The sequence below is a fragment of the Myxococcus sp. XM-1-1-1 genome (genome assembly GCF_020037095.1).
GTDB classification, from domain to species: domain Bacteria; phylum Myxococcota; class Myxococcia; order Myxococcales; family Myxococcaceae; genus Myxococcus; species Myxococcus fulvus.
Genome location: NZ_JAIQDH010000011.1, coordinates 199,647 through 226,566, shown reverse-complemented (window position 1 = coordinate 226,566; position 26,920 = coordinate 199,647). Strand labels below are relative to the sequence as shown.

The window sequence follows — 26,920 nt, the reverse complement described above, 5'->3', positions numbered from 1 at the left end:
CCGGCGCGCTCCCGGGCTCGGGGCAGATGACGTCAGCCGTGCACCTTCCGACTGTCGCCCGGAGCCTCCTCGCGCCGCGACAGGCCGTAGTCGCGCAGGACGCTGGCGACCCGCAGCCGATAGTCCAGGAAGACCCCGTCGCGCCCCTGCGCCTGAGCCGCGCGATGGGCCTCGAGTCGACGCCAGGCCTCGACCGCCGCCTCGTCCCTCCAGAACGAGAGCGACAACAGGCGGCTGGAATCCGAGAGGCTCTGGAAGCGCTCGATGGAGATGAAGCCATCGATTTGGGAGAGCAGCGGCCGCAGCCCCGCGGCCAGGTCCAGGTAGGTCTGCCTCCCCGCTTCGCGAAGCTGGACCTCGAAGATGACGGCAATCATCCAACCTCCTCGGGCGCGAGCCGGAGCGCGGGCAGCAGGGGTACTCGGGCATTGAGCAACGGCAGGAAGGGGACGTCCTCGAAGGCGTCGCGATGCCGGGCGAGGTCCGTGGCGAGCAGGACTTCCAGGGCCCCCGCCGCCAGGGACTTCGCGAGGCGCTCACCAGGACAGACATGCGCGCCCCAGCCGAAGGAGAGCCGCGCGGAAGGCTCGCGATGGATGTCGAAGCGGTGGGGCTCGCGGTGCACCCGCGCGTCGCGATTCGCGGCGGCGAGCACCACCAGGACACCCTCCCCCGCCGCGAGCGCGTGGCCTTCGAGGACGGTGTCCTCCGCGAGGTAGCGGCGCGTGTTCTGCACCGGCGGGTCGTATCGCAGCACCTCATCGAGCACCTGGGGCAGCAGCGCCGGTCGGCCGGCCACCTCGGCGAGCAGCGAGGGCTCCCGCATCAGGGCTCGCAGGGTGTTGCCAATCAAGCCGGCCGTCGCGTCATGGGTCTGCACCAGCAGCCCGATGGCGTTGGCGACCACCACGTCGACCAGGCGCTCCGGGTCCACGCTCGCGGCGGCGTCCGCCGAAGCGCCGACCTCCCTCCGCAAGAACGCCAGCGGCCCTCCTTCGCCCCCTCGCGCCGTCTGGGCCTCCAGGGCCGAGCGGACCTCCGCGCGCAGCTGCTCCGCCGCGAGCCCGCCTCGCAGGACCACGGCGTCCCCTGCGCCAGGGACGAGCCCCTTCACCAGCTCCCCCGTCCATTCCGCCACCCCGGACAACGTCCCAGGCGCCAGCCCCAACAGCGCCCCGACGGAATGGACCGGCCACCCGAACACCCACTCCTGGAGCGAGCCCCCGCGCAGCAGTCGTCGCGCGCTGGCACGCACGTCCACGCCGGGCGCGGCCCTCCACCGCTCGATGAGCGCCCCGAGCCCCCGGCGCACCACCCCGTGGAACGGCCCGTCGTTCATCCGGGCCCATTGCCCGAACAGCGCCCCGGAGGCCAGCGCGCCGAACGTCCGTGGCACCGGCTCCGCGCGGGGCCGGACAAGGCAGGCAGGGGACGTCAGCACCGCCCGAACGCTTCGAGCGCTGGAGGCCACCCAGAGTCCGAGGGCCGCGTCCCGATAGAAGGGACGCGTCGCGACGAGCTCGGCATAGAACGGATACGGGTCGGGGTGTGTGGCGGCGGCGACAGGATGCAGCGGCGTCATGGACGTGCTTCTACGCGCCGCCGCGGGGGCCATGTTTCGACGCACACCGAAACGTCGTCGGGCTGAGGCCCTCGCTTCCCTCCAACGAGGTCCGGTTCCCCACGGAAGGGAACCCACCGGGCCTCCATGTCACGGCGCGGGGACCTCGCGCCGCACCCGATGAGAAGACCTCTTCCCTTCTGCTGGGCAAAAGCCCACGGCCCTCGGGGAACAGGCTTGCCCAGCAATCCGCCCGGCGGCGCGAGGTTGCTCCCACCGTGGGGAGGTGACCTCGGTCACCCCACACCAGCACAAGAGCAGGAAGTCCTGGCTCATCCGGTGAAAACAGCCCCCGCTCGCGAGGGCCTTGCTGGTCCCCATTCAAAGCAAGACGAGGCGGGCGATGAAGGCATGGAGCAGGGCGTGGCCGCCCCGCAGGTGGCGCGCCAGCCCCACATCGGCCGGCCGCCACCGTCGTCCCTCTCACGCCGCCAGCGGCACCAGCTTGTGCACCTGCTCCAGCAGGTGGCTGAGCGAGAAGGGCTTCTTGAGGAAGCCCGCCCAGTCGTACTCGGCCGGACGCACCGACGGGTCGATGGCGCTCATGATGAGCACCGGCAGCCCCGCGAACTCCTCGCGCTGCCGGATGGCCCGCAGCGCCTCGAACCCGTTCATCACCGGCATCATCACGTCGATGATGATGAGGTCCGGCCGCACCTCCTCCAGACAGTCCAGCGCCTCACGCCCATTGGCGCACGTCACCACGCGGTAGCCCTCGTCCTCGAGGATGGACTTCACCGCGTCCGCGATGTCCATCTCGTCGTCGACGACCAGCACCGTCTTCATGAGCGCCTCCGAGGCGCGGGCTTGCGCCGGACCTTCGGCTGGGGCCGCTTGCGCGGTTTCGCCTCCTCACCCATGGGCGCCTTGCGCCGCCCGCCCTGCCCGCCCCCCGTCATGATGGCGTGCCCCGTCAGCACCGCCTCCGCGCTCTCGAAGGTGTCCGCCACGGTGATGCCCTTGTCCGTGATGGAGAACTCCCGGATGCCGCTGTCGTACTGGCTCTCCCGCATCTTCATGATGGAGATCAACCGGTACAGCTGCGAGCGCAGCTCCACGTAGCGCAGCAGGATGACGTTCTCCACGTACGCGGTGGCGTCCGGCTGGGGCGCCTCGACGCCCGGGGAGAACAGGGCCGTCTCGTCCGAGTAGAGCGTGGTGACGTCCAGCATCCGCAGTTGGTGGGACAGCGCGGAGAAGAAGCGGCTCATCCGCTCCGGATAGACGGCCGCCGAGCGGAAGCCCGCGACGCTGTCCACGAAGAGCCGCAGGCGCTTCACGTTCCGCTCGTGGATGCGCTCCAGGAGCCGCTCCGCGAGCGCGTCCATGTTGTGCTCCAGGGGCGGCTGCCACTGGATTTCGATGAGGCCCGCGTCCACGTACTTGCGCAAGTCCCCCATGCCCACGCCCTCGGCCTTTTCGATGAGCCGCTGGGACGTCTCATAGAAGCCGAAGTACACCCCGGGCTGCCCCTGGCGCGCGCCCTCCAGCAGGAAGCGCAACCCCAACAGCGTCTTGCCCGTGCCCGGCGCCCCCAACAGCAACGTGGTGGAGCCCGACAGGAGCCCCCCGTGGAGCGACTCGTCCAGCCGCGGCACGCCGAAGCCCATCCGGACGCGCTCCTCCTCCACCTTCTCCACCGGGTCGGCGAACTGCACCTCCGTGCGCGGGTGCACGATGACGCCCCGGTCGGAGATCTCCAGCTCGTGCTTGCCCAGGAGCGAGTCGCTGCCCCGGAACTTCAGCGTCACCAGCTCCCGCACGGCCCGGGGCCCCGACAGCCAGAGCGACAGCGCGAAGATGCCGTCCACCGCCGTGGTCTCCGGCAGCAGCTCCGTGGGGCCATGCGGCGACAGCAGCAGCGTGGTGCAGCCCAGGATGCCGATGAAGGTCTGCAGCTCCTGCAGGAAGCGCTTGTACGTCAAATCGCCGCGCGCCAGGTCCTTCGCCACGTCCATGCCGTCCAGGATGAGCAGCGTCGCCTGGTGCTGACGCGCCGCGCGCCGCACCAGCTCCAACAGCCCCTTGAGCCCCTCGGACTCCAGCTGCCGGTAGCCGCTGATGTAGTGCAGCTTCTCCGGGATGACGCTCGCGTCGAAGAAGGACATCCCCTCCAGGTTCGCGAGCATGCGGGCATGGGACTCCGTGAGCAGCGTCACGTAGAGCGCCTTGCCGCCGTGCTTGACGTGCCAGAAGGCAATCTGGTGCGCCAGCACCGTCTTGCCCGAGCCCGGGGGGCCCAGCACCGCGTACGAGGCGCCCTTGATGAGCCCACCCTTGGTGATGAAGTCGAGCCGGGGCACCCCCGTCTCCAGCCGAGGATGAAGCGTCTTCTTCGCGCCGGCACCACCTTCAGAGGACACGACACGCCTTCCTTTCAATCCATCAGTAGGCCGCCGTCCGATGACGGGGCAGTGTCACATGGAACGTCGCCCCCTGGCCCGGCTCGCTCTCGACGGTGAGCGTGCCCCCATGGGCGACGACGATCTCCCTCGCGATGAACAGGCCCAGGCCCAGGCCGTCCGCGCGGCCCGTGCTCGACGCGCGCTCGAAGCGGTTGAAGATGCGCGACTGGTCCTGCTTCGCGATGCCGATGCCCTGGTCCGTCACGCTCAGCCACAGCGCGTCCGGGTGCTCCTCCACCGTGAGCCAGATGGGCTTGCCATCCCCATAACGGAAGGCATTCGCGAGCAGGTTGCTGATGACCTGCTCCAGCCGGAGCCGGTCTCCCATGAGCAGCGCGGGCCCCAGGGGGAGCGCCAGGGACAGCTCGGTGCCCGCCGCGCGGGCCGACATCGCCAGCCGCCCGGCCACCTCGCGCGCGGCCTCGGCCAGGTCGAACACCTCGATGTCCAGCCGCAGCTTGCGGCTGCCCACCCGCGACACGTCCAGCAGCGTGTCCAACAGCTGCTGCAGTCGCACCAGCTGCCGCAGCGCGGGCGTGGTGCTCGCCTCCACGGTGCGCCGCGCCACCGCGTCACCGGGAACCCGGGTGAGGTGGTGGACCAGCCGCTCCAGGTTGAGCCGGAGCGCCGTCAGCGGCGTGCGCAGCTCGTGCGCCGCGATGGACAGGAACTCGTCGCGCGCGTGCACCGCCGCCTGGGCGCGGGACTGCAGGCGCAGGAGCGCCTCCACGTTCGCGAGCAGCTCGTCATCCCCCAGGGGGGTGGTCCAGTAGGCATCCGCTCCCTGAGCCAGCCCGCGCAGCCGGTCCTCGCGGCTGACGGAGACGGCGGACAGGTGTGCAATCAGCAGGTCGCGCGTCTCCTCGCGCGCCCGCAGGCGCCGGCAGACCTCGTACCCGTCGACGTCCGGCAGGTGGACATCCAGCAACACCATGTCCGGACGGCCGCCCGCCAGCCGCAGCGCCTCCGTTCCGCTGGTCGCCTCCACCACGTGGTAGCCGGCCACCGTGAGGATGCGGCTGGTGAGGTAGAGGACCGCGGGCGTGTCATTGACGTTGAGGATGGTGGCGCGCGCGCGGTCCTCCTCCTTCGCTCGTCCTGGGGATTCGGCCCGGGGCTCCATTCCTGGAAGATGGTGTCCGCACCACCCGAACGAAAAGCCCCGACGCACGCCGTGAGTTCAGGAAGACTGTGCGCTGGCTGACATTGGAGCCGCGCCCCAGAAGCCTGATTGATGGGGGCGGCGAGGCGGCCACAGCCGGGCCTCCACCTTGACGATGGGCGCCGTCGCCACGTCCAGGGTGTTGTCCCCCCCGCGCCTGGAGTCCCCAGGACACGCGCGCTGGTGTGGAGCGTCAGTCCTGACACGGGTGTGACGGTTCCAGTCGATGAGGTTGAAGGACACGCTCGGGACACGCCCGCTTCGACGACCGTCCCGAGGCCTCTCGCCATTTCAGCGCAGCGCGGACGGTGTCCGCGAAGGACTGGGGGCTCAGGCCGTGCGGACCCTGGTACTTCTACGGCGTGGCGTCCGGAGCGAACTCACCGGGGACCTTCAGCACGAAGCCCAGGTGGCGCGCGGTGAAGTACGCGGCATCCGTGGCGCCATCGGCCGAGTCCTGGGCGAGCAGGTGGAAGCCGGAGTCCACCAGCGCCTCCCGCTTCGCGGTCGGAAGCAGGTGCACTCGGTCGCCGATGTTGAAGACGGAACGGTAGACCTGGGACCTCCGCCACGTGCCGGACGAGCCCGGCTCCGCGCGCTTCACCACCCGCAGCGCCAGGGAGACGAGTCTCGACACATCTCCCCGGAGCAGCAGGCAGTGCGCCGCCTGCTCACGCGTCGCGCCCTCGGCGTCCGCGTCCCGCACCTTGGTCACCACCGCCTCGGCCCGGGGGCTCCACGTGGACTCGGCGCAGACGTCCGTCAGCAGGAAGGACACCGTGCGCGAGTCCTTCGCGGAGGACAGCAGCTTCACGAGCACCTCGGCCCGCGCGTCGCCTCTCGCGAGCTGGCTGGTCCAGAGGCCGTGGGCGGCGCAGAAGGCCTTGCTCCGGGGCGAGCGCGCCCCCGCGAGCAGCGACTCACAAGGTGCAGGCGAGACACCGGGCCCCTCCACCAGCGTCGGCAGCAGCACGGGCGCGATGTCCGCGAGTGGCGCGCTCGCCAGGCCCTGTCGCAGCGCCTCCCGCTCGTCGTCGGAGACCTCGAGCGAGACCAGCCGCTTCGCGTCGTCCACGGGGCCCGCCGCGCCGACAGCGGCGATGAGCACGGCCAGCAACATCAAGGTGAGCCCGCGCGACATGGGCTCCTCCGGCAATGCCTCCCACCGCGGGAGGGGTCGGAAACACTCTACTCCTCGCGAGGTATGTGAATGAAAACAAGGCTTCGGTAGAGCCTGGGCGATGCACTCCTTCCTGCGTGTCTCGCTGTTGCTGGCCGTCCTCCTCATGGGCTGTGGGCGGCTGCTCGGCCTGGACTGTGACGATACGAATTGCAGTGACTACCCCACCCGGATGGCCGCGCAGTTGGATTACGAGGCCGACCCGGAGTGCCGCGCGGACCTGGACGCGGACCATGATGGCGTGGCGTGCGAGGAGGACACCGGCGACGAGGTCCATTGCTCGTCGGCGTCGGGCTGCGAGTGCTCGGGCAAGAACCGGGACGCTTGTTTCGCGGACGCCTCGTGCTGCCTCTGGGTCGTGGGCCAGGGGTGTGGCTGTCGGTAGGCCTTGTGACAGCCGCCATGTCGTGAGGCGCTCGCGCCCGGACTATGCTCGGGGACCATGAGCGCTCCTGCCGCGAATGAGGCCAAGGCGTCGTCGGGTGGAAGCTATTCGCGGCGGGTGGGGCTGTTCTCGGGGGTGATGCTCGTCATCGGCGGCATCATCGGCTCGGGCATCTTCCTCAACCCCGCCATCGTCGCCCAGCGCGTACATACCCCAGGGCTCACCTTGGGGGCATGGCTGCTCGGCGGCGGCGTGGCGCTCATCGGGGCGTTCATCTACGGCGAGCTGGGGCAGCGCATCCCCAAGGCCGGGGGCAGCTACGTCTACCTGCGCGACGCCTTCGGCGAGCTGCCCGCGTTCCTCAACGCGTGGGGCCTGCTGTTGATGATTGCCACGGGCGCCATCGCCGCGGTGGCGGTGACGTTCGCCAACTACACGCTGGCGTGGACGGGGTGGCCGGCGGACTACCGGCTCCCGCTGGCCATCGGCGCCATCGTCCTGTTGTCGGGCATCAACTCCTTCGGGGTGCGGCCGGGGGCGCTCACGCAGAACGTCTTCACGGTGCTCAAGCTGGTGGCGCTCGCGGTGCTCGTGGGCGCGGGGCTCCTGCTGTCGGGGGCGGCGCCAGTGCAGACGGTGGCGCCCGAGCCGCCGGACTCCATCGTGCTGGCGCTGGGCGCGGCGCTGGTGCCGGTGCTCTTCAGCTATGGCGGCTGGCAGCAGACCAACTTCGTGGCGGAGGAGCTGGTGGACCCGGAGCGCAACCTGCCTCGCGCGCTGCTGCTGGGGGTCATCGGCGTGGTGGGGGTGTACCTGCTCGCGAACCTCACCTACCTGCGCACGCTCGGTGCCGGGGGACTGGCGGCGAGCACGGCGCCTGCGGCGGACGCGCTGGGGCACCTCCTGGGCCCGGCGGGCCGCACGTTCATCACGGCGGGCGTGGCGCTCTCCACCTTCGGCTTCCTCAACCTGGTCATCCTGGTGTCGCCGCGCGTGTACCAGGCGATGGCGGCGGACGGGTTGTTCTTCCCGTGGATGGCCAGGTTGCATCCGCGCCACCACACGCCGGCGGCGGCCATCATCTTCCAGGCCGCGTGGGCCATCCTGCTGACGGGCACGGGGACCTACGGCGAGCTGCTCGACTACGTGGTGTTCGCGGACTGGCTCGTCTTCGGCGCCACGGCGGCCACGCTCTTCGTCTACCGCGCCCGGGAGAAGCGGGGACTGGCGCCCCGCGTGTCCTACCGGGTGCCCGGCTATCCCCTCACGCCGCTGCTCTTCATCGCGGCGGCGCTCTACGTCGTGGTGGGCTCCACCGCGTCCAATCCCCTCAACGCGCTCAAGGGCACCCTCCTGCTCGGCGCGGGTGTCCCCGTCTTCCTGTACTGGCGCCGACGCAGGGAAGGACAAGCGAAGGCGCCAGCCTCCCAGGCCAGCGTGGTGGGCGGGCCCTGAGCCCACGGGCCGCCGTGCTACTGCGGCGGCATCTGCCCCGGCTCCATGAAGGCCAGCTCCCAGTGGTGGCCGTCCGGGTCGTAGAAGCTACCGCCGTACATGAAGCCCAAATCCATGGCGTCCGCGGCCTTCGAGCCTCCGGACGACAAGGCAATCTTCACCATCTCGTCGACCTCGGCGCGGCTGTTGGCGGACAGCGCATACGTCCCCGCCGTGCTCTGCGTCGCGTCGTGCAGCGGCTTCTTGATGAACTCCTTGAAGCGCGCATCCGTCAGCAACATCACGTACGCGTCCTCGCCCACCACCATGCAGGTGGCGCTGTCGTCGGTGAAGTCCTTGTTGAACTCGAAGCCCAGCTTCGTGAAGAAATCGACCGAGCGCTTCAGGTCCGCGACGGGCAGGTTGAGGAACAGCTTGCGGGGACGGCTGGGCTTCATGGGTGTCTCCAGGGGTGGGATGAGGTTTCTACCCCTCTGACTGCCGACCCGGCCGGAAATCATCGGTCTATTTTCCCGGAGGATTTCGCCCCGTCAGCCACTCAAAGAGCCGTGTGCGCTGCCGGCCCCTCAGGCTCGTCATCACCGCGCGCTGCTCGAAGTGCCACTCCGTCCTCAACCGCTCCGCGGCCCGGGCCATCCACTCGGGGATGCGCGTGGGCTCGCAGGCCCCCAGCCCCAGCGTGTCGTTCTGGAGCCCCGTGCCATCCAGGTCGTAGACCGGGACATTCCCCCCCGGCTCCCCGTCCGAGTCCCAGGAGGACATGGAGAAGCTGAGCCAGTCCGGAGCCCGGCTGTCGACCGACAGGTGACAGTGGTGACGATAGGTCATCGAGCGCTCGTCCCCCTCCTCCCCGCCCGTCGCGTACAGCTTGAACCAGAAGACGCCCGGCTCGCCGAAGCCCAGCGCCCGCGCCAGCTCCAGCGCCGGCGAGCGCGCGCGGCGCGCCTGGAGCACCGCCTCCATCCGCTCGAACAGGGCCTCCAACGCCGGCGTGGAGCGCGCGTGCGTCCGCAGGTCCTCCAGCCGGTCCAGCTCCCACCCCTGGCGCTGCACCGCCCGCTCGACATGGGGGATGAGCGCGTCGAGCGAGGCCTCGGACGCGTCGATGGTCAACACCGCCAGCATGTCCCGGGACACCTCCTCGCTGGCCACGACCACCGTCTGGAGGGACTGGAGCAACACCGGGTTCGCCGCCAGCCCCTGGAGCTTCGCCTTGCGCTGCCTCGAACCCCAGCCATACGTCACGTCCAAATCCAACAACCCCTGGAGCGCCATCCGCCACGACTCGCGCAGGGCTTCATCCGAGCCCTCCAGGTCCACGCTCTCGCGCAGGAAGAACACCCCCGGACGCAGGTCGTCCGCGAGCCGCTCCAGCACCGCGCGGATGACCGGCGCGGGCAATTGCTGACAGTGACGCCCGAAGGCCCAGAGGGACGAGCGGTCCTCTGGGAGCAGGTGCAGCGCCGCCCCCGCGGCGAGCGCCGGGTCCACGTCCTCCTGAAGCTTCTTGAGCGCCTGGGTGAGGCGCTCCCAGTCCGGTTTCGGCTCTCCCAACAACGCGGAGAGGTCCTCCGGGGCACGTCGTCGACTCATGCCCCCCGTCTACCAGACCGCCCCCCGGAAGCACATGCACACCCCGGACGGGTTCCGACGCGCGAAGCACACACGAGGTTCCAGCCGCCACCGCATTTCCTGTTCCGCCATTGCATCTGTATCCGGATAGACCCTTCCGCAATGACAGCCGTTGAAGGAGCCCGACACGACGACGGTGTCGGACTGGCGGGATGCCCTCGCCAGCCCATTCAGCCAGGAGCGACGCATTGAAGCAGCGCAACAACATCATGAAGAGGCTGCTCGTGGCGGGAGCGGTGAGCCTGTTCACCGCCTGCGCCGGTGAGCCGGGCGACGCGCCCACGCAGGTCATCCCCTCACGCACGGACAACACGCTGGCGCTGCTCATCGAGCGGGAAGGCGGACAGGGAGGCTTCGTCGAGGGCGCGGCCGAGCGCTTCAAGGTCTCCGCCTCCGGAGAGGTCTTCAGGTCGGTGAGCTGGAGCGCCACCTCCGGCGTCCTCGAGCCGGACTCGGAGCGGGTGACCTGGAAGCTGCCGCCCAAGGGCGTCGCCACCCTGTCCGTCTCGGTGGAGACGCAGTCGGGGAAGAAGGCCCAGGGCGAGTTCCACTTCAACGTGGAGTCCACCACGGACACGCTCCTCAACACCGTCATCGACCCGAGCCCGGACGTGACGGGCGGCTTCTGCGAGCTGACGTTCGACACCGCCGGCCGGGGCCACATCGTCTACTTCAACGACACCCACCGCTCGCTCTGGTATGGCCTCTGGGACGGTACGTCGTGGACGACGGAGCAGATCGACGGCGCGGGCTTCAACAACGAGGGGAAGTTCACCTTCAAGCCCGTCATCGCCGTCGAGCCCGCCACCGGCACGCCGCACATCGCCTACCTCAAGGGCAACGGGGAGCAGGGACGAGGGGAGCTCATGCGCGTCGCGTATGCCACCCGCTTCGGCGGCACCTGGGTGCGCGAGGTGGTGGACGTGGCGGAGCGCACCAACGCCGTCAACCTGTCCGTCACGCTCAACCCCACCCAGGGCCACCAGCCCGTCATCGCCTACGGCGACAGCTCGTCGGGCGCGCGCATCACCGCCCGCACCGGCACCAACACGTGGAGCACGCCCCTGTTCCTCCAGGGCGCCATGACGAGCGAGGCCCTCTTCGACGCGGCGGGCACGCTCTACTTCACCAACCGGAACCTGCTGACCGCCGTCAAGGGCACCGTCGTGGAGACCTTCTCCCTGAACGGGCTCTCCTCCATCACCAGCTGGTCTTCCCTGGCGCTGACGCCGGACCAGCACCTGCTGGTGCTCGCCAACGGGACACCCACCGGCGCCTGGGGCAGCCTCTTCGACGTGACGCTCGGCACGCCCCTGTCCACCAGCACCGCGCGCACGTCCCAGGGGGACTACAACGCCGGCTCCAATGACCTGGCGTACAGCGCGGGCAAGCCCGTCATCGCCCAGCGCCATGGGACGACGCTGGAGCTCATCACCCCGGACGCCCGCGGCTTCTGGACATACACCCAGCTGGGCACCATCCAGGACGGCACGCGGCCCAGCATCGCCATCCGCCCCACGGATGGAACGCCGCATGTCTGTTTTCAGCGCAATGGCAAGGTGACCTTCCTGTAGCACCGGGTCTCGCGGACTCCAGTCCTCTCATCGGATTGGAGTCCGCGAATGCATCCTCAAACTTGCAAGGGCATGGGCCGTCCGGGCGAGACTGCCGCGCGACACCAACGGAGACATCCATGGGACTCGCGGAGCGCAAGGCGGCGAAGTCGTTCGAGGAGACGCAGTTTCCCCAGCTCGAGAAGCAGCTGGCCGAGGTCGCCGGCTTCAAGGTGCCGGTGAAGGTCGACTGGGCCAGCCTCTGCGCCGACGGCTACGCGGACATCTACGAGGAGGCGTGGACGAAGGTGTACTTCACGCCGCTCTTCCAGGCGCTCGAATCGCTGACGGAGGACGAGCTGGGCCGTGAGTTCGTCCAGGGCTCGCTCAAGCGCCTGGTCATCCAGAACGTCGCGGGCAACGTCTCCGGCTCCAGCTTCGCCTCGTTCGTCGACGGCGTGCTCACCCTGGACCACGAGCCCTGCACCAACCTGGACGACATCCATGACCGCCGAGAGGGCATCCAGCGCGCCCTGCAGTCCGAGCCGGAGCTGTCGCGCCCGGACGACCCGCTGGCGGCCTTCCTGGACATGAAGCCCCGGGGACTGGAGACGACGCTCCAGGCGCTCCTGCGCATCGCCAGCCGTCGACAGGCGGGCATCCCCCTGCTCCCCCCGCGCGTGACGGTGTCGCTGCACAGCGGCACGTACTTCACGGGCACCGTCCGGGACATCCTCGAGGACTCGCGCGAGGGCCGCTCCCTGCTCTTGCAGGAGGAGCGGGACCGCGAAGCCAACGCGGTCATCGTCAACGTGAACCACATCGAGTGCGTCAGCGTGCTGGACGCGGGCTACCTGGGCTTCATCCGCGTCGACGACGCCCCCATCCCCTCCCCGCTCCAGCTGCGCCGCCAGCTGCACAAGGACAGCGAGAAGCTGGGCGCCCTCCTGGAGCGCCCCGTCCCCCTCGCGCTCACCCCGGGCTCGAGCGCCACCAGCGCCGAGGCCCTGCGCGCGCTCGCGTTCCTGGCCACCCGGGTCCTCGAGGCGCTGGGCACACTCGCCCGCGACGGAGAGGCCCGCCGCGCGCTGCACGAGAAGGTCCAGCGCATCCACCTGCGCGCGGACACCACCGCCGGCGTGTCGCTCTCCAACGGCACCCTGGAGTTCGTCACCCCCCTGAAGCCCGCGGGCTGGCGCACCAGCGCCGAGCTCCAGCAGGAGCTGCCGCCCATCCTCTGAGCGAAGCAGCCCCCCCGAGCGCGCGCCTCCTCCCAGCGAGGGCGCGTGCCGGGGCCTCAGTCCGGACGCGAGGTCCGCCTCCCCCACGGCTCGTCCCCGCCGATGGGCACCTCCGTGTCATCCACGCTCAGCACCGTGGTGCGCGGCGCGCCGCACAAGCGCAGCTGCTGCTTCAGGAAGCCGAGCGCCTCCGGGACGCGCTCCTTCGGCACCGACACGTCGACGATGGCCACGCCGCCCCCGGCGCTCGCGCCCGTCACCGTCCCCAACCCCACCGCCGCCAGCGCCTCCCGCAAGCGCGCCGCGATGCCCTCATGGCCTCCCAGCGACACCTTCGCCAGGTCCTGGGAGTTGAGCATCACCTCGATGACCTGCAGTTCCATGGCGGCAACGGACGTGGAAGGTCCTACGGAAGCAGGGAAGCTCCCGCGCCCATGGTAGCCACGATAGGGCGCCCGGACCGCCGATATTCACCGACAGTCCCATACAATTCCCCTCCTGGAATTTCCTTCCGACTCAAACCAACGCCATGGCGCACCCCGCCAGCGGCCGCCCGTGAGAGCGGGTTCTCCTCTCGGGAGGCCCCCGAAGCCCGGCCGACCCACCATCCCCCCGGCCCCACCCCACTCCCCCCGGGGGCGGCCCCACCCCCTTATCCGCTCAGAGGAGGCTCCCAGCGCGTACGGAAATCCCGTATAGGCCCTGCACACCAACTGTGCGGCAACGAGCGACCCAGCGGGGGCGAGACGTCAATCCCCGGGACTGCTCTGGAGAGAATGGATGGAGTTGTCGAGTCTCGAGTCGAGTTTCTGGGCAGTCGCACCAAGCGTCGTCGGCGCCGTGGGCTTGCTCTTCGCTGCGTTCTTCTACTTCCGCGTCAAGTCCCTGCCGGACGGCGACGCGACGATGAACCGCATCGCGGGCTACATCCGTGAAGGCGCGATGGCGTTCCTCGTGCGCGAGTACAAGGTGCTCGCCATCTACTGCGCGGTGCTCGCGGTCCTCATCGGCCTGGCGCTGGGCAAGCTGGCGGCCGTGAGCTTCGCGGTGGGCGCGTTCCTCTCGCTGCTCGCCGGCTACATCGGCATGAAGGCCGCCACGTTCGCCAACGTGCGCACCGCGCAGGCCGCGCGCACGGGCTCCAAGCCGAACGCGCTGCTGGTCGCGCTGGACGGCGGCGCGGTGATGGGCCTGGCGGTGGCGGGCCTGGGCCTGGTGGGCATGGGCGGCATCTACTACGCCTTCCAGGGTCACCCGGAGCTGTCCCCCATCCTCCACTCGTTCGCCGTGGGCGCCAGCTCCATCGCGCTGTTCGCGCGCGTGGGCGGCGGCATCTACACCAAGGCGGCCGACGTCGGCTCCGACATCGCCGGCAAGGTCATCGAGAACATCCCCGAGGACGACCCGCGCAACCCCGGCGTCATCGCCGACAACGTGGGTGACAACGTGGGCGACGTGGCCGGCATGGGCGCGGACATCTACGAGTCCATGGTCGCCGCCATCGTCGCCGCCATGGCCATCGCCCTGACGGCCAACGCCACGGAGCTGTCGCGGCTGGCCGTCGAGGGCACGTCCGCGAGCACGGCGAAGGTCGCCGGCGTGGTGCTGCCGCTGGTGCTCTCCGCGGTGGGCCTCGTCGTCAGCGTGCTGAGCATCTTCATCGCGCGCGCTCTCAAGGCCATGAACCCCGCGCAGGTGCTGCGCAGCGCGCTCATCATGCCGCCGGTCATCCTGGTGGGCCTGTCGTTCGTCATGATGAACGTGTTCGGCCTGTCCCAGAACATCACCGTGGCCCTGGCCGCGGGCGCGTTCGGCGGCGCCATCATCGGCCTGGTCACCGACTACTACACCTCCGCCCGGCCGGTGCAGCGCATCGCCGAGGCCTCCATCACCGGCGCCGGCACCAACCTCATCCGCGGCCTCGCGGTGGGCATGGAGAGCGTGGGCATCTCCATGGCGACCATCGCCCTGGTGGCCTACATCGCCGACCAGGCGCTGGGCCTGTACGGCATCGCCCTGTCCGCGGTGGGCATGCTCGGCGGCACCGCCGTCGTGATGACGGTGGACGCGTACGGCCCCATCTCCGACAACGCCGGCGGCATCTCCGAGATGTCCGGCCTGGGCCCCGAGGTCCGCGCCATCACCGACGAGCTGGACGCGGTGGGCAACACCACGGCGGCCATCGGCAAGGGCTTCGCCATCGGCTCGGCGACGCTGACGGTCATCGCGCTGTTCTCCGCCTTCAACCTGGAGGTCAACCACACGCGCGTCGCCGCCGGCCTGCCGGAGATGAGCCTGCTGCTCACCAACCCCAACGTCATCGTGGGCATGCTGCTGGGCTCCATCCTCCCGTTCCTCGTCGGCGCGTCGACGATGCTCGCGGTGGGCCGCGCCGCCGGCGCCATCGTCGAGGAGATTGGCCGTCAGTTCCGTGAGATTCCGGGCCTGATGGAGCTCAAGGCGGACCCCGACCCGAAGAAGATCGTCGACATCGCGACCAAGAGCGCCCTGCGCGAGATGATCTTCCCGGGCCTCATCGCCGTCGTCGCCCCGCCCGTGGTGGGCTACCTGCTCGGGCCCCAGGCGCTCGCGGGCCTCTTGGCCGGCGCGCTCGTGGTCGGCGCCACCATGGCGCTCTACATGGCCAACGCCGGCGGCGCGTGGGACAACGCCAAGAAGTACATCGAGAAGGGCAAGCTGCCGGGCCACGCGAAGGGCTCGCACGTCCACAAGGCCGCCGTCGTCGGCGACATGGTGGGCGACCCGTTCAAGGACACCTCCGGCCCGGGCGTCGCCATCCTCATCAAGGTGATGAGCGTCGTCTCGCTGCTGGTCGCCTCGCTCATCGCGCTGCGTTAGTCCCCGAAGCAAGCGGCACGGGCGCCCCGACTCACCGGGGCGCCACGCCGACAGGCAGTGCCCCATCCCCTCGGGAAGCCCGTAGGGGGTGGGGTCCTCCCCCCAGTCCATTGGAAGCGCTCGCGCCCGTCGATGACGCGCGACGCCGGCCGGGACTCGGGATTCAGGCTGTGGGCCAGCCGACACTCCGACAGGCATTGGCGCCGGGCGCGGTTTGGGGGCGCCGAGCACACGCATGCTAGGCTTTGCCGTGTTCCGCCTGTGCTGACACAGAGGTGTCCCATGGTCCTGGAGCTCTCCCAGCAGCAGATGAACCTCCTCAATGCCAATCTGGCGGAGAGCATCGAGGAGCTGCACGACGAGGTCCTCCACACCGACGAGCGGGAGATGCGCCAGGAGCTGAAGGCGAAGCTCCAACAGCTGCAGGCCCTCAAGCGACAGGTGGCGGCCCAGCTCCAGGGACACCAGCCCACGCTCTGAGCGGGAAGCCCCCGGGCGGCACGTGACAGCCCAGGCCCGCGACGCGGTGGACGCCCCCGCAACGACAGGCTAGGAACTGTCATCCTATGAACTCAGGAACAAGCCGCCTTGTCGGGTGGATGGGGCTGTACGCCGTGCTCGTGCTCCTCGGATGCACGAAGACGCCAGACGCGCCTTCCACCACGGAGAGCCGCGCTCAGGCGGTGACGACGCCGGTGACGGCCTCCGAGGCCGTGGCCATCACCAGCCAGGGCATCACCCAGAACGGCGCGGCGCACCGCAACGAGGCGCTGCTGGGGGTGTTCCAGACGGAGGACTACGAAGTCCAGACGCTGCTGCGCTTCCCCCAGCTGGGGATTCCGAGCGGCGCGGTGGTGCAGGGCGCGACGCTGCGCGTGGCCGTGGAGACCTACAACGGCGACTTCGAGCTGCGGGGCACCTATGTCCAGGCGCCCTGGAGCGCGACGGCGGCGGGGCTGGGCTGGCAGTTCCGCGACGACGGGCTGGAGTGGGAGCGGCTGGGCGCCGTCGGCGCGGGGACGGACCAGGTGGCGGGGAAGGCCTTCGTGCTGGATGCGTTCCCCGTCGTGGTGAACGTCATCGACGTGCCGCTCGACGTGGCGGTGGTGCAGTCCTGGGTGGATGACCCGTCGACCAACCAGGGGGTGATGCTGGCGAACACCCGCGTGGGCCGGGTGGCCAAGGTGTTCACGGGCCTCGCGACGCAGCCGGAGCGCAGGCCGGTGCTCACGCTCGAGTACACCCCGCCCGTGCCCCGCACGGACACCACGCCGCCCACCGTCGCCATCACCTCGCCCGCCCCGGGCGCGACGGTGGCCGGAGTCATCAACGTCGTCACGAGCGCGAGCGACAACGTGGGCGTGGCCCACGTGCAGCTGCGCATCGACGGGCGCAACCTGTCGTCGGCGGCGCTGGACACGCGCCTGCTGCGCAACGGCGCCCATGTCCTGACGGCGCACGCGCGCGACGCGGCCGGCAACCTCACCACCTCCGCCTCGGTGCGCATCACCGTCGACAACGTGCTGGTCGACACGGCGCCGCCCCAGGTGCAGGTCACCCTGCCCGCTCCCAACGAGACGGTGAGCGGCCCGTTCACCGTGCGGGCGAGCGCGACGGACGACGTGGGCGTCACCCGGGTGCACGTGCAGCTCGACGGCGTCCAGGTGGGCGAGGCGGACCTGGCCGCGCCGTGGGCCGTGACGCTCGACACGGAGACGCTCCAGCCCTACGGCCCGCGCCAGCTCACCGCCGTGGCGCGTGACGCCGCGGGCAACGTCACCGTCTCCGCGCCCATCTCCATCACCGTGAGCGCGCCGCCGCCGGACACCACACCGCCCCAGGTGCAGATTGTCTCGCCCGCCACGGGCACCACGGTGGGCGGCACCGTGCAGATTCGCGTCGACGCCCACGACAACATCCGCGTCGCCGGCGTGCGGCTGCGCGTGAATGGCCAGGACCAGGGCGCCGAGGACACCAGCTACCCGTACTGGTTCAACCTCTCCACCACGCTGGTGGGTGACGGCACCTTCCCGGTGACGGCGGTGGCGAGGGACCGCGCCGGCAACCTCACCACCTCCGCGCCCATCCAGCTCACCATCGCCAACGGGCCTCCGGTGGTGCTCTCCATCCCGGTGGCGCATCCGCGCGTCTGGTTCAATGCGTCCCGGCTGGCGCGGGCCCAGGCGTACTTCGCCCAGAACCCGTACACGCCCGTGGCGAACGTGCAGGGCCCCGAGCAGGCCATCGACGCCGCCATGCACTCGCTCATCACCGGCGCCGCCGCGTCCTGCCGCTCGGCCATCACCTGGGCGGTGAACACCCAGGTCCCCATCAGCGAGAACACCATCTCCAGCGACCCGGCCCGCTGGTACGGCGAGGCCGTCATCCTCACCTACGACTGGTGCTTCGCCCACCTGCTCCCGGCGGAGCAGACGCTGCTGCTGACGCGGTGGAACTCCGTCATCGCCGCGCTCAATGACAATCCCTGGGGCGGCATCGGCATGGAGGGCAACAACTACTACACGGGCTACTTCCGCAACTCGCTCCTGTGGGCCATCGCCAGCTGGCACGAGAACCAGCCCTACGCCCACCAGCTCCTCCAGTACGCGATGAGCTCGCGCTGGAAGTTCTCGCTCAAGCCCTATCTCGACGGAGCGGCCGCGGGCGGCGCGCCCCACGAGGGCTCCACGTATGGCCGGCGGACGTTCGGCTACATGACGGTGCCGTTCACCACGCTCGGCCTGTATGGCCAGGATTTGTGGGACCAGACCGACTTCTTCAAGGAGTCCGTCTTCTGGTCCATCTACTCCACCACGCCGGGCCCGAGCCGGATGGGACAGTTCCAGCTGTATGAGACCTTCCCGTTCAACGACGACGAGCGCTGGCTGAGCCGGTGGGACCCGAGCAACACCGCGCAGACGTCCTTGGGCAGCTACCTGGCGCCGCTCATCGAGGAGTGGGCGGACCAGCCCATCGCGGGCTACGCCAAGCGCTTCCTGGAGCTCACCGGCCACCCGATTGACGACCGGTGGGTGCGCTACGTCTACAGCGACACGCTGGCGTCGGTGCAGGCGCGGGACCTGTCCACGTTGCCGCTCGACTATCGCGCTGTGGGCCTGGGCCAGGTGTACGCGAAGACGGCGTGGGCGCCCGACGCGACGATGGTGAACCTGCAGTTCGGCATCACCTCCAACGCGGGCCACGCCCACCGCGACTCCGGCAGCTTCCAGCTGTGGCGGGCCGGTGAGTTCCTGGCGCGCGAGACGGTGGGCTATGCCAACCAGATTGTCGGCTACGCGGGCACGGGGGCCGTGGACACCGAGTCGCCGGTGGCGCACAACACCCTGCTCTTCGACGGGCTGGGCACGGTGGGCTACTACCACCACGCGCCGCGGATGCTGCGCCTGGAGTCGTCCACGCACGCCCACTACGCCGTGGTGGACCTCACGGGCGCGTACGACGTGAGCGACGACTGGGCGCACCGCGAGGCGGAGGTCGGCAATCCCTCCGCGGGCCGGGTGGTGCGCGAGGCGCTGTTCGTGCGGCCGCTCGACACGCTCGTCGTGTTCGACCGGATGGAGAGCTCGCAGGGCGACGCCTCGGTGGACAAGACGTTCCTGATCCACTTCCCGTCGAGCCCGGTGCTCACGGGCAACACCTGGTCCGCGACCAGCGGGACGCAGGAGCTGCGCGTGAGCACGCTCGTCCCGGCGAGCCCCACCCGGCGCGTCATCGACGAGCGCGGACCGCTGCGCCCCAATGGCACGTACACCTACCCCGTCGGCCAGTTCCGCGGCGAGGTGGAGACGCAGGGCCAGGTGGTGAGCCACTTCCTGCACGTGGTCCAGGCCAAGGACACGGCGGCCGCGAACCTGACGCTGGCGCTGGACGAGACGTCGACCGCGTACACGGTGACGATGACACACCCGACAAAAGGCAGCGCGGTGGTGCGCTTCGACAAGGGCATCCAGAGCACGGGCGGCGCGTTCGGCTACGCCGCCAGTGGCGCGGTCGCCCTGACGCCACTGCGCTCGGACGTGCAGGGCATGAGCGTCACCCCGAGCGGACCGGTGTGGGGGCCCTGAGGGGCACCCTGCCCCGAGCCGAAGGCACGCCTCCACCGTCGAGGCGTGCCCGGCGCCGCCAGCCTCCACTCAGAGCGTGGGGTAGTCGGTGTAGCCCTTGGCGCCGCCGCCGTAGAGCGTCTTCTTGTCCAGCGGGGCCAGGGGCGCGTTCTCGCGCAGCCGGCGCACCAGGTCCGGGTTGGAGATGTACGGCCGGCCGAAGGAGACCAGGTCCGCGCCCGCCTCCACCGCCTTGCGCGCCAGCTCCCCGTCGTAGCCGTTGTTGACCATCCAGGCGCCCCTGCCGCCCGCGTCGCGGTACGCCTTCTTCAACGCGACGTAGTCGAACGGGCGGTCATCCAGCTCACGCGGGCCTCCGGTGGCACCCTCGATGACGTGGATGTACGCGAGGCCCAGCTTCGCCAGCTCGCGCACCACGTGCTCGAACAGCGGCTGGGGGTTCGCGTCGAACGCGTCGTTGGCGTTGGTGACGGGCGACAGGCGGATGCCGGTGCGCCCCGCGCCCACCGCGTCCACCACCGCGCGGGTGACCTCCAACAGCAGCCGGGCGCGGTTCTCGATGCTCCCGCCGTACGCGTCCGTGCGCTCGTTGGAGCCCGTCTTCAGGAACTGGTCCAGCAGGTAGCCATTGGCGCCGTGAATCTCCACGCCATCGAAGCCCGCCACCTCCACCGCGGCGCGCGCGGCCCGGACATAGTCCTGCACGATGCCGGGCAGCTCCGCCAGCTCCAGCGCGCGCGGGACCGAGGTGGGCTCGAACGTGGGGACGCCGTCCCGGAAGAGCACCGTCCGCGTCTTCGCCACGACAGCCGAGGGCGCCACGGGCGCCGCGTTGCCCGGCTGCAGCTCCGTGTGCGACACACGCCCCACGTGCCACAGCTGCGTGACGATGCGGCCGCCCGCCTCGTGCACGGCCTGGGTGACCTTCTTCCACGCGGCGAGCTGCTCGGGGGCGTACAGCCCCGGGACGTCCGCATAGCCCTGGGCCTGATGGCTGATGGCGGTGGCCTCACTGATGAGCAGGCCGGCGGTGGCGCGCTGGGCGTAATAGGTGACGGCGAGGTCCGGCGGGATGGCGCCAGGCGAGCGGTTGCGCGTCAGCGGCGCCATCACGATGCGGTTGGAGAGTCGCAGGTCACCCGCGTTCGTCGGGTCGAAGAGGGTCGGCATGGGGCGTCTCGGGGGGACGGGGGAAAGTTCCGGCCAGCGTAACGACCCGCCCTCCACGTCACCACAAAGTGTTCGATTCGCCCTCCACGTGAAGATTTCCGCCGGGACGCGCATCGCGGAGGCGCGACTTCTCATCCCAGACTTCTCCTGGATGGATTTTCAAAACGCGATTTCCCGACCGAGCGCGAAACAGGAGACGAGATGCGCACCTTCGCGAACGACAGCGTGGCCGCGCCCAATGGCCCCGGGACCCGGCGGGTCCCCATGGTCCCGGACCTGGCCCCGCCGGCGCCCTGACGCAGTGTTTTAGAACCGCTCGGTTCGAAAGTATTGCCGACGCGGCCCCCGGCTCGTAATCATTTCTGAACGACCGGTTCAAAAGTCGGGAGAACACACATGGGTGACTTCACGGGCAAGGCGGCATTGGTGACGGGCGGCGCGCGAGGAATCGGCGCCTCCATCGTCCGGCATCTGGCGAAGGGGGGTGCGCGCGTCGCCTTCACGTACGTGCGCTCGGAGGACAAGGCGGCCCGGCTCGTGGCCGAGTTGGAGGCACAGGGACAGCGCGCCGTGGCCATCCAGGCGGACAGCGGCGACGTGGACGCCGTGCGAAGGAGCGTGGAGCGCGCGGCGGCGGAGCTCGGCGGGCTGGACATCCTGGTCAACAACGCCGGGGTCTTCCCCTTCGGCCCCTTCGAGGCGGTCACCGTGGAGGAGCTGGACCGGACGCTCTCCATCCACGTCCGGGGGGTGTTCGTCGCCTCGCAGGCCGCGCTCGCCCACATGAAGGACGGCGGCCGCATCATCTCCATCGGCACGTGCTTCGCGCAGCGGGTGCCCCATGGCGGCGTCACGCTCTATGCGATGACCAAGTCGGCGCTGATTGGCCTGACGAAGGGGCTGGCCCGCGACGTGGGCGGGCGCGGAATCACGGTGAACGTGGTCGACCCCGGGCCGACGGACACGGACATGAACCCGGCCGACGGGCCCCAGGCCGCAGCGGAGCTGGCGCTGATGGCCATCAAGCAGTTCGCCGGCCCCGACGACATCGCCGCCACCGTGGGTCACCTCGCGGGCCCCGGCGGACGCTTCATCACCGGCGCGTCCATCGCGGTGGACAGCGGCACCAACGCCTGAGCCCAGGGTAAGGAGGAGGCCCCCATGGCGTGGCTGCTCCTGGTGGTCGCGGGTGCCCTGGAGATTGCCTGGGCGCTCGCGCTCAAGCAGTCCGAGGGACTGACGCGCTTGTGGCCGAGCGTCGTCGGCATCGGCATCGCCCTGACCAGCCTCGTGCTGCTGGGCCTCGCGTTGAAGCACCTGCCCATCGGGACGGCCTATGCGGTCTGGGTGGGCCTCGGTGCGTCCGGCGTCTCGCTCGTGGGGATGATGTTCCTCGGCGAGCCCGTCTCCCTGGCGCGAATCCTCTGCCTGGTGTTGATTGGGGTCGGTGTCGCGGGATTGAGGGCCCTGGAAGGATGACGACTCGCAAGGCGCGCAAGAAGTCCGCCGGTCCGCTGGGCCGGCCTCGCAGCTTCGACCGGGACGAGGCGCTCGAGGCCGCCATGCGCGTGTTCTGGGCCCGGGGCTACGAGGGGACCTCCATCCAGGACCTCGTCGAGGCCATGGGCGTCAACAAGCCCAGCCTCTATGCCATCTTCGGCTGCAAGGAGGCGCTCTTCCGCGAGGCCGTCGAGCTCTTCGACAAGACCGAGGGGCAGCCCGTCTCCCGCGGGCTGGAGGAGGCCCCCACCGCTCGGGCCGCCGTGGAGCAGATGCTGCGCGCCAACGCACGCGCCTACACGGCCAGCGACAAGCCCCGGGGCTGCATGATCGTCCTCGCGTCGTTGCTCGGCGCGCCGGAGAACGAGCCCGTCCGGACGTTCCTCGCGAAGAACCGGCGGAGCGGTGAGCGCGCGCTCGAGGGCAGGCTCCGGCGCGGCGTGGAGCAGGGGGAGCTGCCCGCCGGCACGCCCGTGGAGAAGCTCGCGGCGTTCTACACCGCGGTGCTGGAGGGCCTGTCCATCCAGGCCCGTGATGGCGCGTCCGCCCAGAAGCTGAACGCCATCATCGACACCGCCATGCTCGCGTGGCCTTCCGGGCGGTGAGCGCACGAGGAGGCCCCCTGCCTCCTCCGCGCTCCTCCGGCGGCCGCGGCCGGAGGAGGCGTCGGGAACAGGCCGCTACTCCTGGGCGAGTTCCACGTTGTCGATTCCCCAGGAAGGAGCCGCCAGCAGCGGGTGGGCGACCCCGTTGTTCCAGCGGGAGAAGGTCAACACGATGGGGGTTGTCCCGCTCGTGTCGAACCGCCACTTGAACCGGTAGGTGGAGTCCCCGTCCTGGTAGCCCAGCGTGTTGTTGGCGATGGAGCCGGTGCGGGCCGCGCTGCCGACACGCGGGTAGGACTGGGTGCTCGTCGTGTTGGAGAAGGTTCCGCCCACCAGGGCGGACCCCTGTTGCAGGTACCAGGTGTTCGTCCCCGGAGCGCTGTCACCCGTCCAGGCATCGAGGATGTACAGGTCGAAGCTGAGCGAGACGACGCCGGGCCTGCCCGTGGCCGGCAGCGTCAGACGGACCGCCTCCGTGGTGAACGGGCCGAGGAAGGCCTGCGCACCATTGGGGGACCTGGAGATGAGGTTCGTGTTCCACTCCTGGCCCACCGCGGCGCCGAAGTTGGCGAAGTACAGCCGGGTCCCCGCGGGCACGGGGGCCGGCGCCTGGGGGCCGCGCTGGGCCTGGACCTGGGCCTGCACCCGGGCCGTGGACGCGATGAAGCCCGTGTCCTGCGTCACCGCGACGTCCACGGTGCAGCTGTCGAGGAAGACGCCCGTCTGGACGCCCCCCGCGAGGCACCGGTTGCGCGCCGCGTCCCGCTCCGTCGCGGGCAGGTCCGCGACCGTGGCGGGCGCCGCCGGGAAGTCCGGGATGGTGAAGGTCGCCGTGCTCTGCCCGGAGGCGTAGTCGAAGAGGGACTCCGCCTGGGAGATGCGCCAGCTCGCCGCGAAGCTGGTCGGCCCCACGTAGAGCTCGGTGAAAGACAGCGTCGGCGTCAGCTGGGTGCCGTTGCGCAGCGCGTACTCGTTCGTCGTGACGCCGTCGTAGTTGCCCAGCAGGCCGCGAATCCGGCCGCGCCGCGTCGGCTTCAGGGCGAAGTTGAAGTCCATGTACGTGCCGTTGAGCCTGACGAGCGCCTTGTCCCCGCCCGGGTAGGACAGCACGTAGGACGCGGCGTCCGGACGCAGGACGCGTCCGCCGCCCGCCACGGGAATGGTGTCCCCCACGGGCACGGAGGTCAGCACGCCGTCGACGCGCAGCTCGTGCCCGCTGGTCGTCAGGTAGAGGCCCACCCGGCTCGCGCCCAGCCGCGTCGCCACCGCCGTCATCACCGTCACCCGGTTGTTGTTCACCCACGGCTGCATGCGCGCCTGCGCGACCAGGGGCGCGTTGGTGTCCGTGCTCTCCACGAAGATGAACTCACCGGCGCCCTGGAAGTCGTAGTGGCGGTTGTCGAAGGTGACCAGGTGCGGGTCCCCCCAGCCGTAGCCGATACCGCACTGACCCGGGGTGTTGATCTGACAGCCATCCTCGTAGCGGAACACCACGTAGTCATCGCCGCCGGCGTTCGGCAGCGGGGAGCTGGCGAACTCGCCCTGGGTGGCGCCCGTGACGTAGACGCTGTCATTGATGTCCGCGGCCACGCCGTTGCCGATGTCATCCTGCATCGCGGGGTCGTTCATGTTGGTGGAGCCGAACTGACGCGTGAGCAGCAGTCCACCTCCCGAGTCGTACTTCTGCATGAAGAAGTCGTGCGAGGAGTTGGGCAGGTTGGTGACGAAGTCGTAGTTGCTGCGCCCCGTGATGTAGACGTTCGCGCCGCCGTCGGAGGCGATGCCGAGGGCCAGCTCACTGCCGGGCGTTCCGAACTGACGGGACCACACGCGGTTCCCGGCGCCATCGAACTTCACGACGATGGCATCCTGGCCTCCCTGGTGGGTCTGCAGGTCGAAGGCCGCGTCCGTGTAGCCCACCACGTAGACGTTGATGGCGCCGCTCGCGAGCCGCGACGTGGCGACACCGTAGATGGACTCCGACCCCGTCGTTCCCATCTGCTTTCGCCACTGCTGGACGCCCGCGCTGTTGTATTTCACGATGAACAGGTCCGTGGAGCCGGCATGGGTCGCGCCGAACGAGCCCGTCGTGGAGCCGACGACATAGACATCGTTGTTCGCGTCCGCGGCCACGCCCCGAACCACCTCGGACTGTGGCGAGCCGAACTGGCGGACCCAGAGCAGGTTGCCAGCGGAGTCGTACTTGGCCAGGAACCCATCCTGGCCGCCAGCACTGGTATTGAGCGGCAGCGTGCCCGCCGTGTGTCCCGCCATGTAGATGAAGCCCGCGGGGTCCGTGGCCACCCCCTGGGCCTGGTCCAGCGCCGGGGTGCCGAGCTGACGCACCCACTGGAGGGCTCCGTTGGCGGGATTCACCCGGGCCAGGAAGGCGTCCTGCACACCCTGGAATCCCCCACCCCAGCCTCCCGTGGTGTAACCGGTGACGTAGACCTGCGGCGTGGCTGGCACGGTGTACGTGGCGATGCCCGTCCCCACTTCCAGGGAGGTCGTGCCGAGCATCACGGACCAGACCTTGGTGCCGTTGGCCAGGTGCTTGGTGACGACGACGTCGGAGCCTCCCACGGGAAGACTCGAATCGAATGACCCCGTCGATTCGCCCGTGGAGTAGACGCCCTCGGCGGTCGCCGCCACCGCGCGCCCCCGGTCCGCGTTCGCGGTGCCTCGGTGCCAAATCCAAGCCGGGACCTGCGCCATCGCGGGCAATGCCACGAAGGCACACGCTCCTAGAATCCATGCACGCATCTGAACCCCCCACAATGAAAGACAGCAAGGTCGTCAGACCTCACGTCCCGCAATAGCAACTCGCGACGCCCGCAGCATTTCGCGATGCGCAATCCGAAACATCGATACAGGTTCGACACCCCCTCGAACCACGTCTTCGGGCGTCACACCTCGCGATGTCTTTTTTGTCCCTGCGGGGAAGCCCTGACCTCCAGCCTCCGCGAGCACGGCGCGGGTGAAGAGTTCTCGTGGGGAGCGCTCTTCACGTCACACGTCAGTCACCCTGTCCCGACACCGTGACGAGCTTCGTCAGGAGGACCTGGAGGTTCTGGTGGATGAGGCGCACGGCGGCCTGGAGCTCACCGAGCATGTTCGCCCGCGTCTGGAGGGCGTCCAGCGTGTAGCGCCCGCCCCGGCCGAAGTACGGCGCGTCGCCGCCCGTCTCCTCCACGTACCCGGACGCAATCCACCGCGCGCGGACGTTGTGGCGGATGGCGTGGCGCTGCGCGTTGCTGAAGTCCTTGTGGCTCAGGACAAACCAGAGGGACGCGGGGAAGTCCGCGGAGCGCGCGGGTTGTCGCCAGATGTCCGCGAGCAGGTTCCTGGGGTGCTCGAAGTCCAGCGAGGGGGACGAGAAGAGCGCCGCGAGCCCCAGCCCCGCGCCCACCGCGCCGCCGGTGATGTCGATGATGTCGTTGGCGCGGTCATTGTTCGAGATGGCGGTGACGGTGGTGGTCAGCGCGCCCACGACGATGGAGGACACGGTGAGCAGCGTCTGCCGCCGCGTCTCCTTCGCATCCAGGAGCCTCGCCATCTGCGCCGTGCGCCGCGCCTCGCACTCCAGCTCCGCCGACACGCTGGAGAGCGTCGTCGAGAACAGGAGCAGCCGCAGCTCGATGTCCCTCAACAGCGCGTCGCGCTGGGCCCGGGTGTCGGTCCCCGGCGCCAGCCGCGCCAGCGTCTCCAGGGGCACGAGCACTCCGGCCGCGTGCGCCAGCAGCAGGTCCTGGCGGGTGAAGCGAGCCTGGAGCTCGGGGGACTCCGGGAGGGGCGCCTCCACGTCGAGTCGCCCGGCGGAGTCGTCACGCGGGGACTGCGCGGGGACGCAGTAGTCCGGCTCCGCGCGCTGACGCGCCAGCCCACGCGACGAGGTGGCACAGCCGGACGACACGAGCGCGAGCCCGAGGGCCAGCGCGAACCGGAGGACGAGGAGGCGTGGGAGCACCCGTCCTCGCTACGTCGTCCGAGGAGGCAAGGGCCAGCGGATGGCTCTGGCCTATCTCACACGCGACAGCGCCTGGCCCCGGTGCGGGCCAGGCGCGTCA

At 70.1% G+C, this 26,920-nt stretch carries 22 protein-coding genes; 10 read left to right on the top strand and 12 right to left on the bottom strand.

Translation table 11 applies throughout. The annotated features are described in order from the left end of the window. Window positions 1-32: 32 nt before the first annotated feature. The 6 genes from K8640_RS22630 to K8640_RS22605 form a co-directional block, all read right to left on the bottom strand. The gene (locus tag K8640_RS22630) at window positions 33-377 is read right to left on the bottom strand and encodes an antibiotic biosynthesis monooxygenase (protein WP_223748925.1); all 345 of its coding nucleotides are present in this window, start codon (window positions 375-377) and stop codon (window positions 33-35) included. Continuing rightward, window positions 374-1,582 (bottom strand): cytochrome P450, encoded by a 1,209-nt coding sequence (locus tag K8640_RS22625; RefSeq protein ID WP_223748924.1) that lies wholly within the window; start codon window positions 1,580-1,582, stop codon window positions 374-376. Before K8640_RS22625 ends, K8640_RS22630 begins: the two co-directional genes overlap by 4 nt. A 462-nt stretch (window positions 1,583-2,044) precedes the next feature. Beyond that, window positions 2,045-2,407 (bottom strand): response regulator, encoded by a 363-nt coding sequence (locus tag K8640_RS22620; RefSeq protein ID WP_141332369.1) that lies wholly within the window; start codon window positions 2,405-2,407, stop codon window positions 2,045-2,047. Next, a complete protein-coding gene (locus tag K8640_RS22615; protein WP_223748923.1) occupies window positions 2,404-3,984 on the bottom strand; it encodes an ATPase domain-containing protein in 1,581 nt (526 codons plus the stop codon). The genes K8640_RS22620 and K8640_RS22615 overlap by 4 nt, the downstream gene beginning before the upstream one ends. A gap of 22 nt (window positions 3,985-4,006) precedes the next feature. Beyond that, window positions 4,007-5,149 (bottom strand): hybrid sensor histidine kinase/response regulator, encoded by a 1,143-nt coding sequence (locus K8640_RS22610; RefSeq protein ID WP_223748922.1) that lies wholly within the window; start codon window positions 5,147-5,149, stop codon window positions 4,007-4,009. A gap of 394 nt (window positions 5,150-5,543) precedes the next feature. Then, the gene (locus tag K8640_RS22605; RefSeq protein WP_223748921.1) at window positions 5,544-6,329 is read right to left on the bottom strand and encodes a hypothetical protein; all 786 of its coding nucleotides are present in this window, start codon (window positions 6,327-6,329) and stop codon (window positions 5,544-5,546) included. Window positions 6,330-6,429: 100 nt separating this feature from the next. Between K8640_RS22605 and K8640_RS22600 the strand changes: the two genes are divergently transcribed. Then, entirely contained in the window at window positions 6,430-6,753 is a 324-nt protein-coding gene (locus K8640_RS22600) for an excalibur calcium-binding domain-containing protein (RefSeq protein WP_223748920.1), read from the top strand. A 57-nt stretch (window positions 6,754-6,810) separates the two neighbouring features. Beyond that, complete coding sequence (locus tag K8640_RS22595) at window positions 6,811-8,208, top strand: APC family permease (RefSeq protein WP_223748919.1); 1,398 nt, start codon at window positions 6,811-6,813, stop codon at window positions 8,206-8,208. A 17-nt stretch (window positions 8,209-8,225) separates the two neighbouring features. Here the strand turns inward: K8640_RS22595 and K8640_RS22590 are convergent, their stop codons facing one another. Continuing rightward, on the bottom strand, window positions 8,226-8,645 hold the full coding sequence (locus K8640_RS22590; RefSeq protein WP_046712380.1) for a VOC family protein: 420 nt from the start codon (window positions 8,643-8,645) through the stop codon (window positions 8,226-8,228). A 67-nt stretch (window positions 8,646-8,712) separates the two neighbouring features. Further along, window positions 8,713-9,801 carry a hypothetical protein gene (locus K8640_RS22585; protein ID WP_223748918.1) on the bottom strand — a complete coding sequence of 363 codons (1,089 nt, stop codon included), beginning with the start codon at window positions 9,799-9,801 and terminating at the stop codon, window positions 8,713-8,715. 227 nt (window positions 9,802-10,028) lie between these two features. Here K8640_RS22585 and K8640_RS22580 point away from each other — a divergent pair, with 227 nt between their 5' ends. Further along, the gene (locus K8640_RS22580; protein ID WP_223748917.1) at window positions 10,029-11,414 is read left to right on the top strand and encodes a hypothetical protein; all 1,386 of its coding nucleotides are present in this window, start codon (window positions 10,029-10,031) and stop codon (window positions 11,412-11,414) included. Between the two features lie 119 nt (window positions 11,415-11,533). Then, window positions 11,534-12,634, top strand: coding sequence for a hypothetical protein (locus K8640_RS22575; RefSeq protein WP_223748916.1), 1,101 nt, complete (start codon window positions 11,534-11,536; stop codon window positions 12,632-12,634). Between the two features lie 56 nt (window positions 12,635-12,690). Here K8640_RS22575 and K8640_RS22570 read toward each other — a convergent pair whose 3' ends face one another. After that, the gene (locus K8640_RS22570; RefSeq protein WP_223748915.1) at window positions 12,691-13,017 is read right to left on the bottom strand and encodes a hypothetical protein; all 327 of its coding nucleotides are present in this window, start codon (window positions 13,015-13,017) and stop codon (window positions 12,691-12,693) included. A 397-nt stretch (window positions 13,018-13,414) separates the two neighbouring features. Between K8640_RS22570 and K8640_RS22565 the strand changes: the two genes are divergently transcribed. The 3 genes from K8640_RS22565 (at window position 13,415) to K8640_RS22555 (ending at window position 19,578) form a co-directional block, all read left to right on the top strand. After that, entirely contained in the window at window positions 13,415-15,493 is a 2,079-nt protein-coding gene (locus K8640_RS22565; protein ID WP_223748914.1) for a sodium-translocating pyrophosphatase, read from the top strand. A 282-nt stretch (window positions 15,494-15,775) separates the two neighbouring features. Continuing rightward, window positions 15,776-15,973, top strand: a complete 198-nt coding sequence (locus tag K8640_RS22560; protein ID WP_223748913.1) for a hypothetical protein — start codon at window positions 15,776-15,778, stop codon at window positions 15,971-15,973. 86 nt (window positions 15,974-16,059) lie between these two features. Then, a complete protein-coding gene (locus K8640_RS22555) occupies window positions 16,060-19,578 on the top strand; it encodes an Ig-like domain-containing protein (RefSeq protein ID WP_223748912.1) in 3,519 nt (1,172 codons plus the stop codon). Window positions 19,579-19,647: 69 nt separating this feature from the next. Here K8640_RS22555 and K8640_RS22550 read toward each other — a convergent pair whose 3' ends face one another. After that, a complete protein-coding gene (locus tag K8640_RS22550) occupies window positions 19,648-20,748 on the bottom strand; it encodes an alkene reductase (protein WP_223748911.1) in 1,101 nt (366 codons plus the stop codon). A 396-nt stretch (window positions 20,749-21,144) separates the two neighbouring features. Here K8640_RS22550 and K8640_RS22545 point away from each other — a divergent pair, with 396 nt between their 5' ends. The 3 genes from K8640_RS22545 to K8640_RS22535 are packed head-to-tail and all read left to right on the top strand — an operon-like array spanning window position 21,145 to window position 22,853. Next, a complete protein-coding gene (locus K8640_RS22545) occupies window positions 21,145-21,885 on the top strand; it encodes an SDR family oxidoreductase (RefSeq protein ID WP_223748910.1) in 741 nt (246 codons plus the stop codon). Between the two features lie 24 nt (window positions 21,886-21,909). Beyond that, window positions 21,910-22,227, top strand: a complete 318-nt coding sequence (locus tag K8640_RS22540; protein ID WP_223748909.1) for a multidrug efflux SMR transporter — start codon at window positions 21,910-21,912, stop codon at window positions 22,225-22,227. Then, window positions 22,224-22,853 carry a TetR/AcrR family transcriptional regulator gene (locus tag K8640_RS22535; RefSeq protein ID WP_223748908.1) on the top strand — a complete coding sequence of 210 codons (630 nt, stop codon included), beginning with the start codon at window positions 22,224-22,226 and terminating at the stop codon, window positions 22,851-22,853. Before K8640_RS22540 ends, K8640_RS22535 begins: the two co-directional genes overlap by 4 nt. 75 nt (window positions 22,854-22,928) lie before the next feature. On the opposite strand, the gene K8640_RS22530 is transcribed toward K8640_RS22535, so the two are convergent. After that, window positions 22,929-25,583, bottom strand: a complete 2,655-nt coding sequence (locus K8640_RS22530) for an SBBP repeat-containing protein (RefSeq protein ID WP_223748907.1) — start codon at window positions 25,581-25,583, stop codon at window positions 22,929-22,931. A 286-nt stretch (window positions 25,584-25,869) separates the two neighbouring features. Then, window positions 25,870-26,820: a hypothetical protein gene (locus K8640_RS22525; protein ID WP_223748906.1), complete on the bottom strand. Its 951-nt coding sequence runs from the start codon at window positions 26,818-26,820 to the stop codon at window positions 25,870-25,872. Between the last annotated feature and the right edge of the window lie 100 nt (window positions 26,821-26,920).

What these genes read in the sequence shown, in the direction of transcription:
- K8640_RS22630 (WP_223748925.1), bottom strand. Translation starts at nt 377, where the DNA reads ATGATTGCCGTCATCTTCGAGGTCCAGCTTCGCGAAGCGGGGAGGCAG.
- K8640_RS22625 (WP_223748924.1), bottom strand. Translation starts at nt 1,582, where the DNA reads ATGACGCCGCTGCATCCTGTCGCCGCCGCCACACACCCCGACCCGTAT.
- K8640_RS22620 (WP_141332369.1), bottom strand. Translation starts at nt 2,407, where the DNA reads ATGAAGACGGTGCTGGTCGTCGACGACGAGATGGACATCGCGGACGCG.
- K8640_RS22610 (WP_223748922.1), bottom strand. Translation starts at nt 5,149, where the DNA reads ATGGAGCCCCGGGCCGAATCCCCAGGACGAGCGAAGGAGGAGGACCGC.
- K8640_RS22605 (WP_223748921.1), bottom strand. Translation starts at nt 6,329, where the DNA reads ATGTCGCGCGGGCTCACCTTGATGTTGCTGGCCGTGCTCATCGCCGCT.
- K8640_RS22600 (WP_223748920.1), top strand. Translation starts at nt 6,430, where the DNA reads ATGCACTCCTTCCTGCGTGTCTCGCTGTTGCTGGCCGTCCTCCTCATG.
- K8640_RS22595 (WP_223748919.1), top strand. Translation starts at nt 6,811, where the DNA reads ATGAGCGCTCCTGCCGCGAATGAGGCCAAGGCGTCGTCGGGTGGAAGC.
- K8640_RS22590 (WP_046712380.1), bottom strand. Translation starts at nt 8,645, where the DNA reads ATGAAGCCCAGCCGTCCCCGCAAGCTGTTCCTCAACCTGCCCGTCGCG.
- K8640_RS22585 (WP_223748918.1), bottom strand. Translation starts at nt 9,801, where the DNA reads ATGAGTCGACGACGTGCCCCGGAGGACCTCTCCGCGTTGTTGGGAGAG.
- K8640_RS22575 (WP_223748916.1), top strand. Translation starts at nt 11,534, where the DNA reads ATGGGACTCGCGGAGCGCAAGGCGGCGAAGTCGTTCGAGGAGACGCAG.
- K8640_RS22570 (WP_223748915.1), bottom strand. Translation starts at nt 13,017, where the DNA reads ATGGAACTGCAGGTCATCGAGGTGATGCTCAACTCCCAGGACCTGGCG.
- K8640_RS22565 (WP_223748914.1), top strand. Translation starts at nt 13,415, where the DNA reads ATGGAGTTGTCGAGTCTCGAGTCGAGTTTCTGGGCAGTCGCACCAAGC.
- K8640_RS22560 (WP_223748913.1), top strand. Translation starts at nt 15,776, where the DNA reads ATGGTCCTGGAGCTCTCCCAGCAGCAGATGAACCTCCTCAATGCCAAT.
- K8640_RS22555 (WP_223748912.1), top strand. Translation starts at nt 16,060, where the DNA reads ATGAACTCAGGAACAAGCCGCCTTGTCGGGTGGATGGGGCTGTACGCC.
- K8640_RS22550 (WP_223748911.1), bottom strand. Translation starts at nt 20,748, where the DNA reads ATGCCGACCCTCTTCGACCCGACGAACGCGGGTGACCTGCGACTCTCC.
- K8640_RS22545 (WP_223748910.1), top strand. Translation starts at nt 21,145, where the DNA reads ATGGGTGACTTCACGGGCAAGGCGGCATTGGTGACGGGCGGCGCGCGA.
- K8640_RS22540 (WP_223748909.1), top strand. Translation starts at nt 21,910, where the DNA reads ATGGCGTGGCTGCTCCTGGTGGTCGCGGGTGCCCTGGAGATTGCCTGG.
- K8640_RS22535 (WP_223748908.1), top strand. Translation starts at nt 22,224, where the DNA reads ATGACGACTCGCAAGGCGCGCAAGAAGTCCGCCGGTCCGCTGGGCCGG.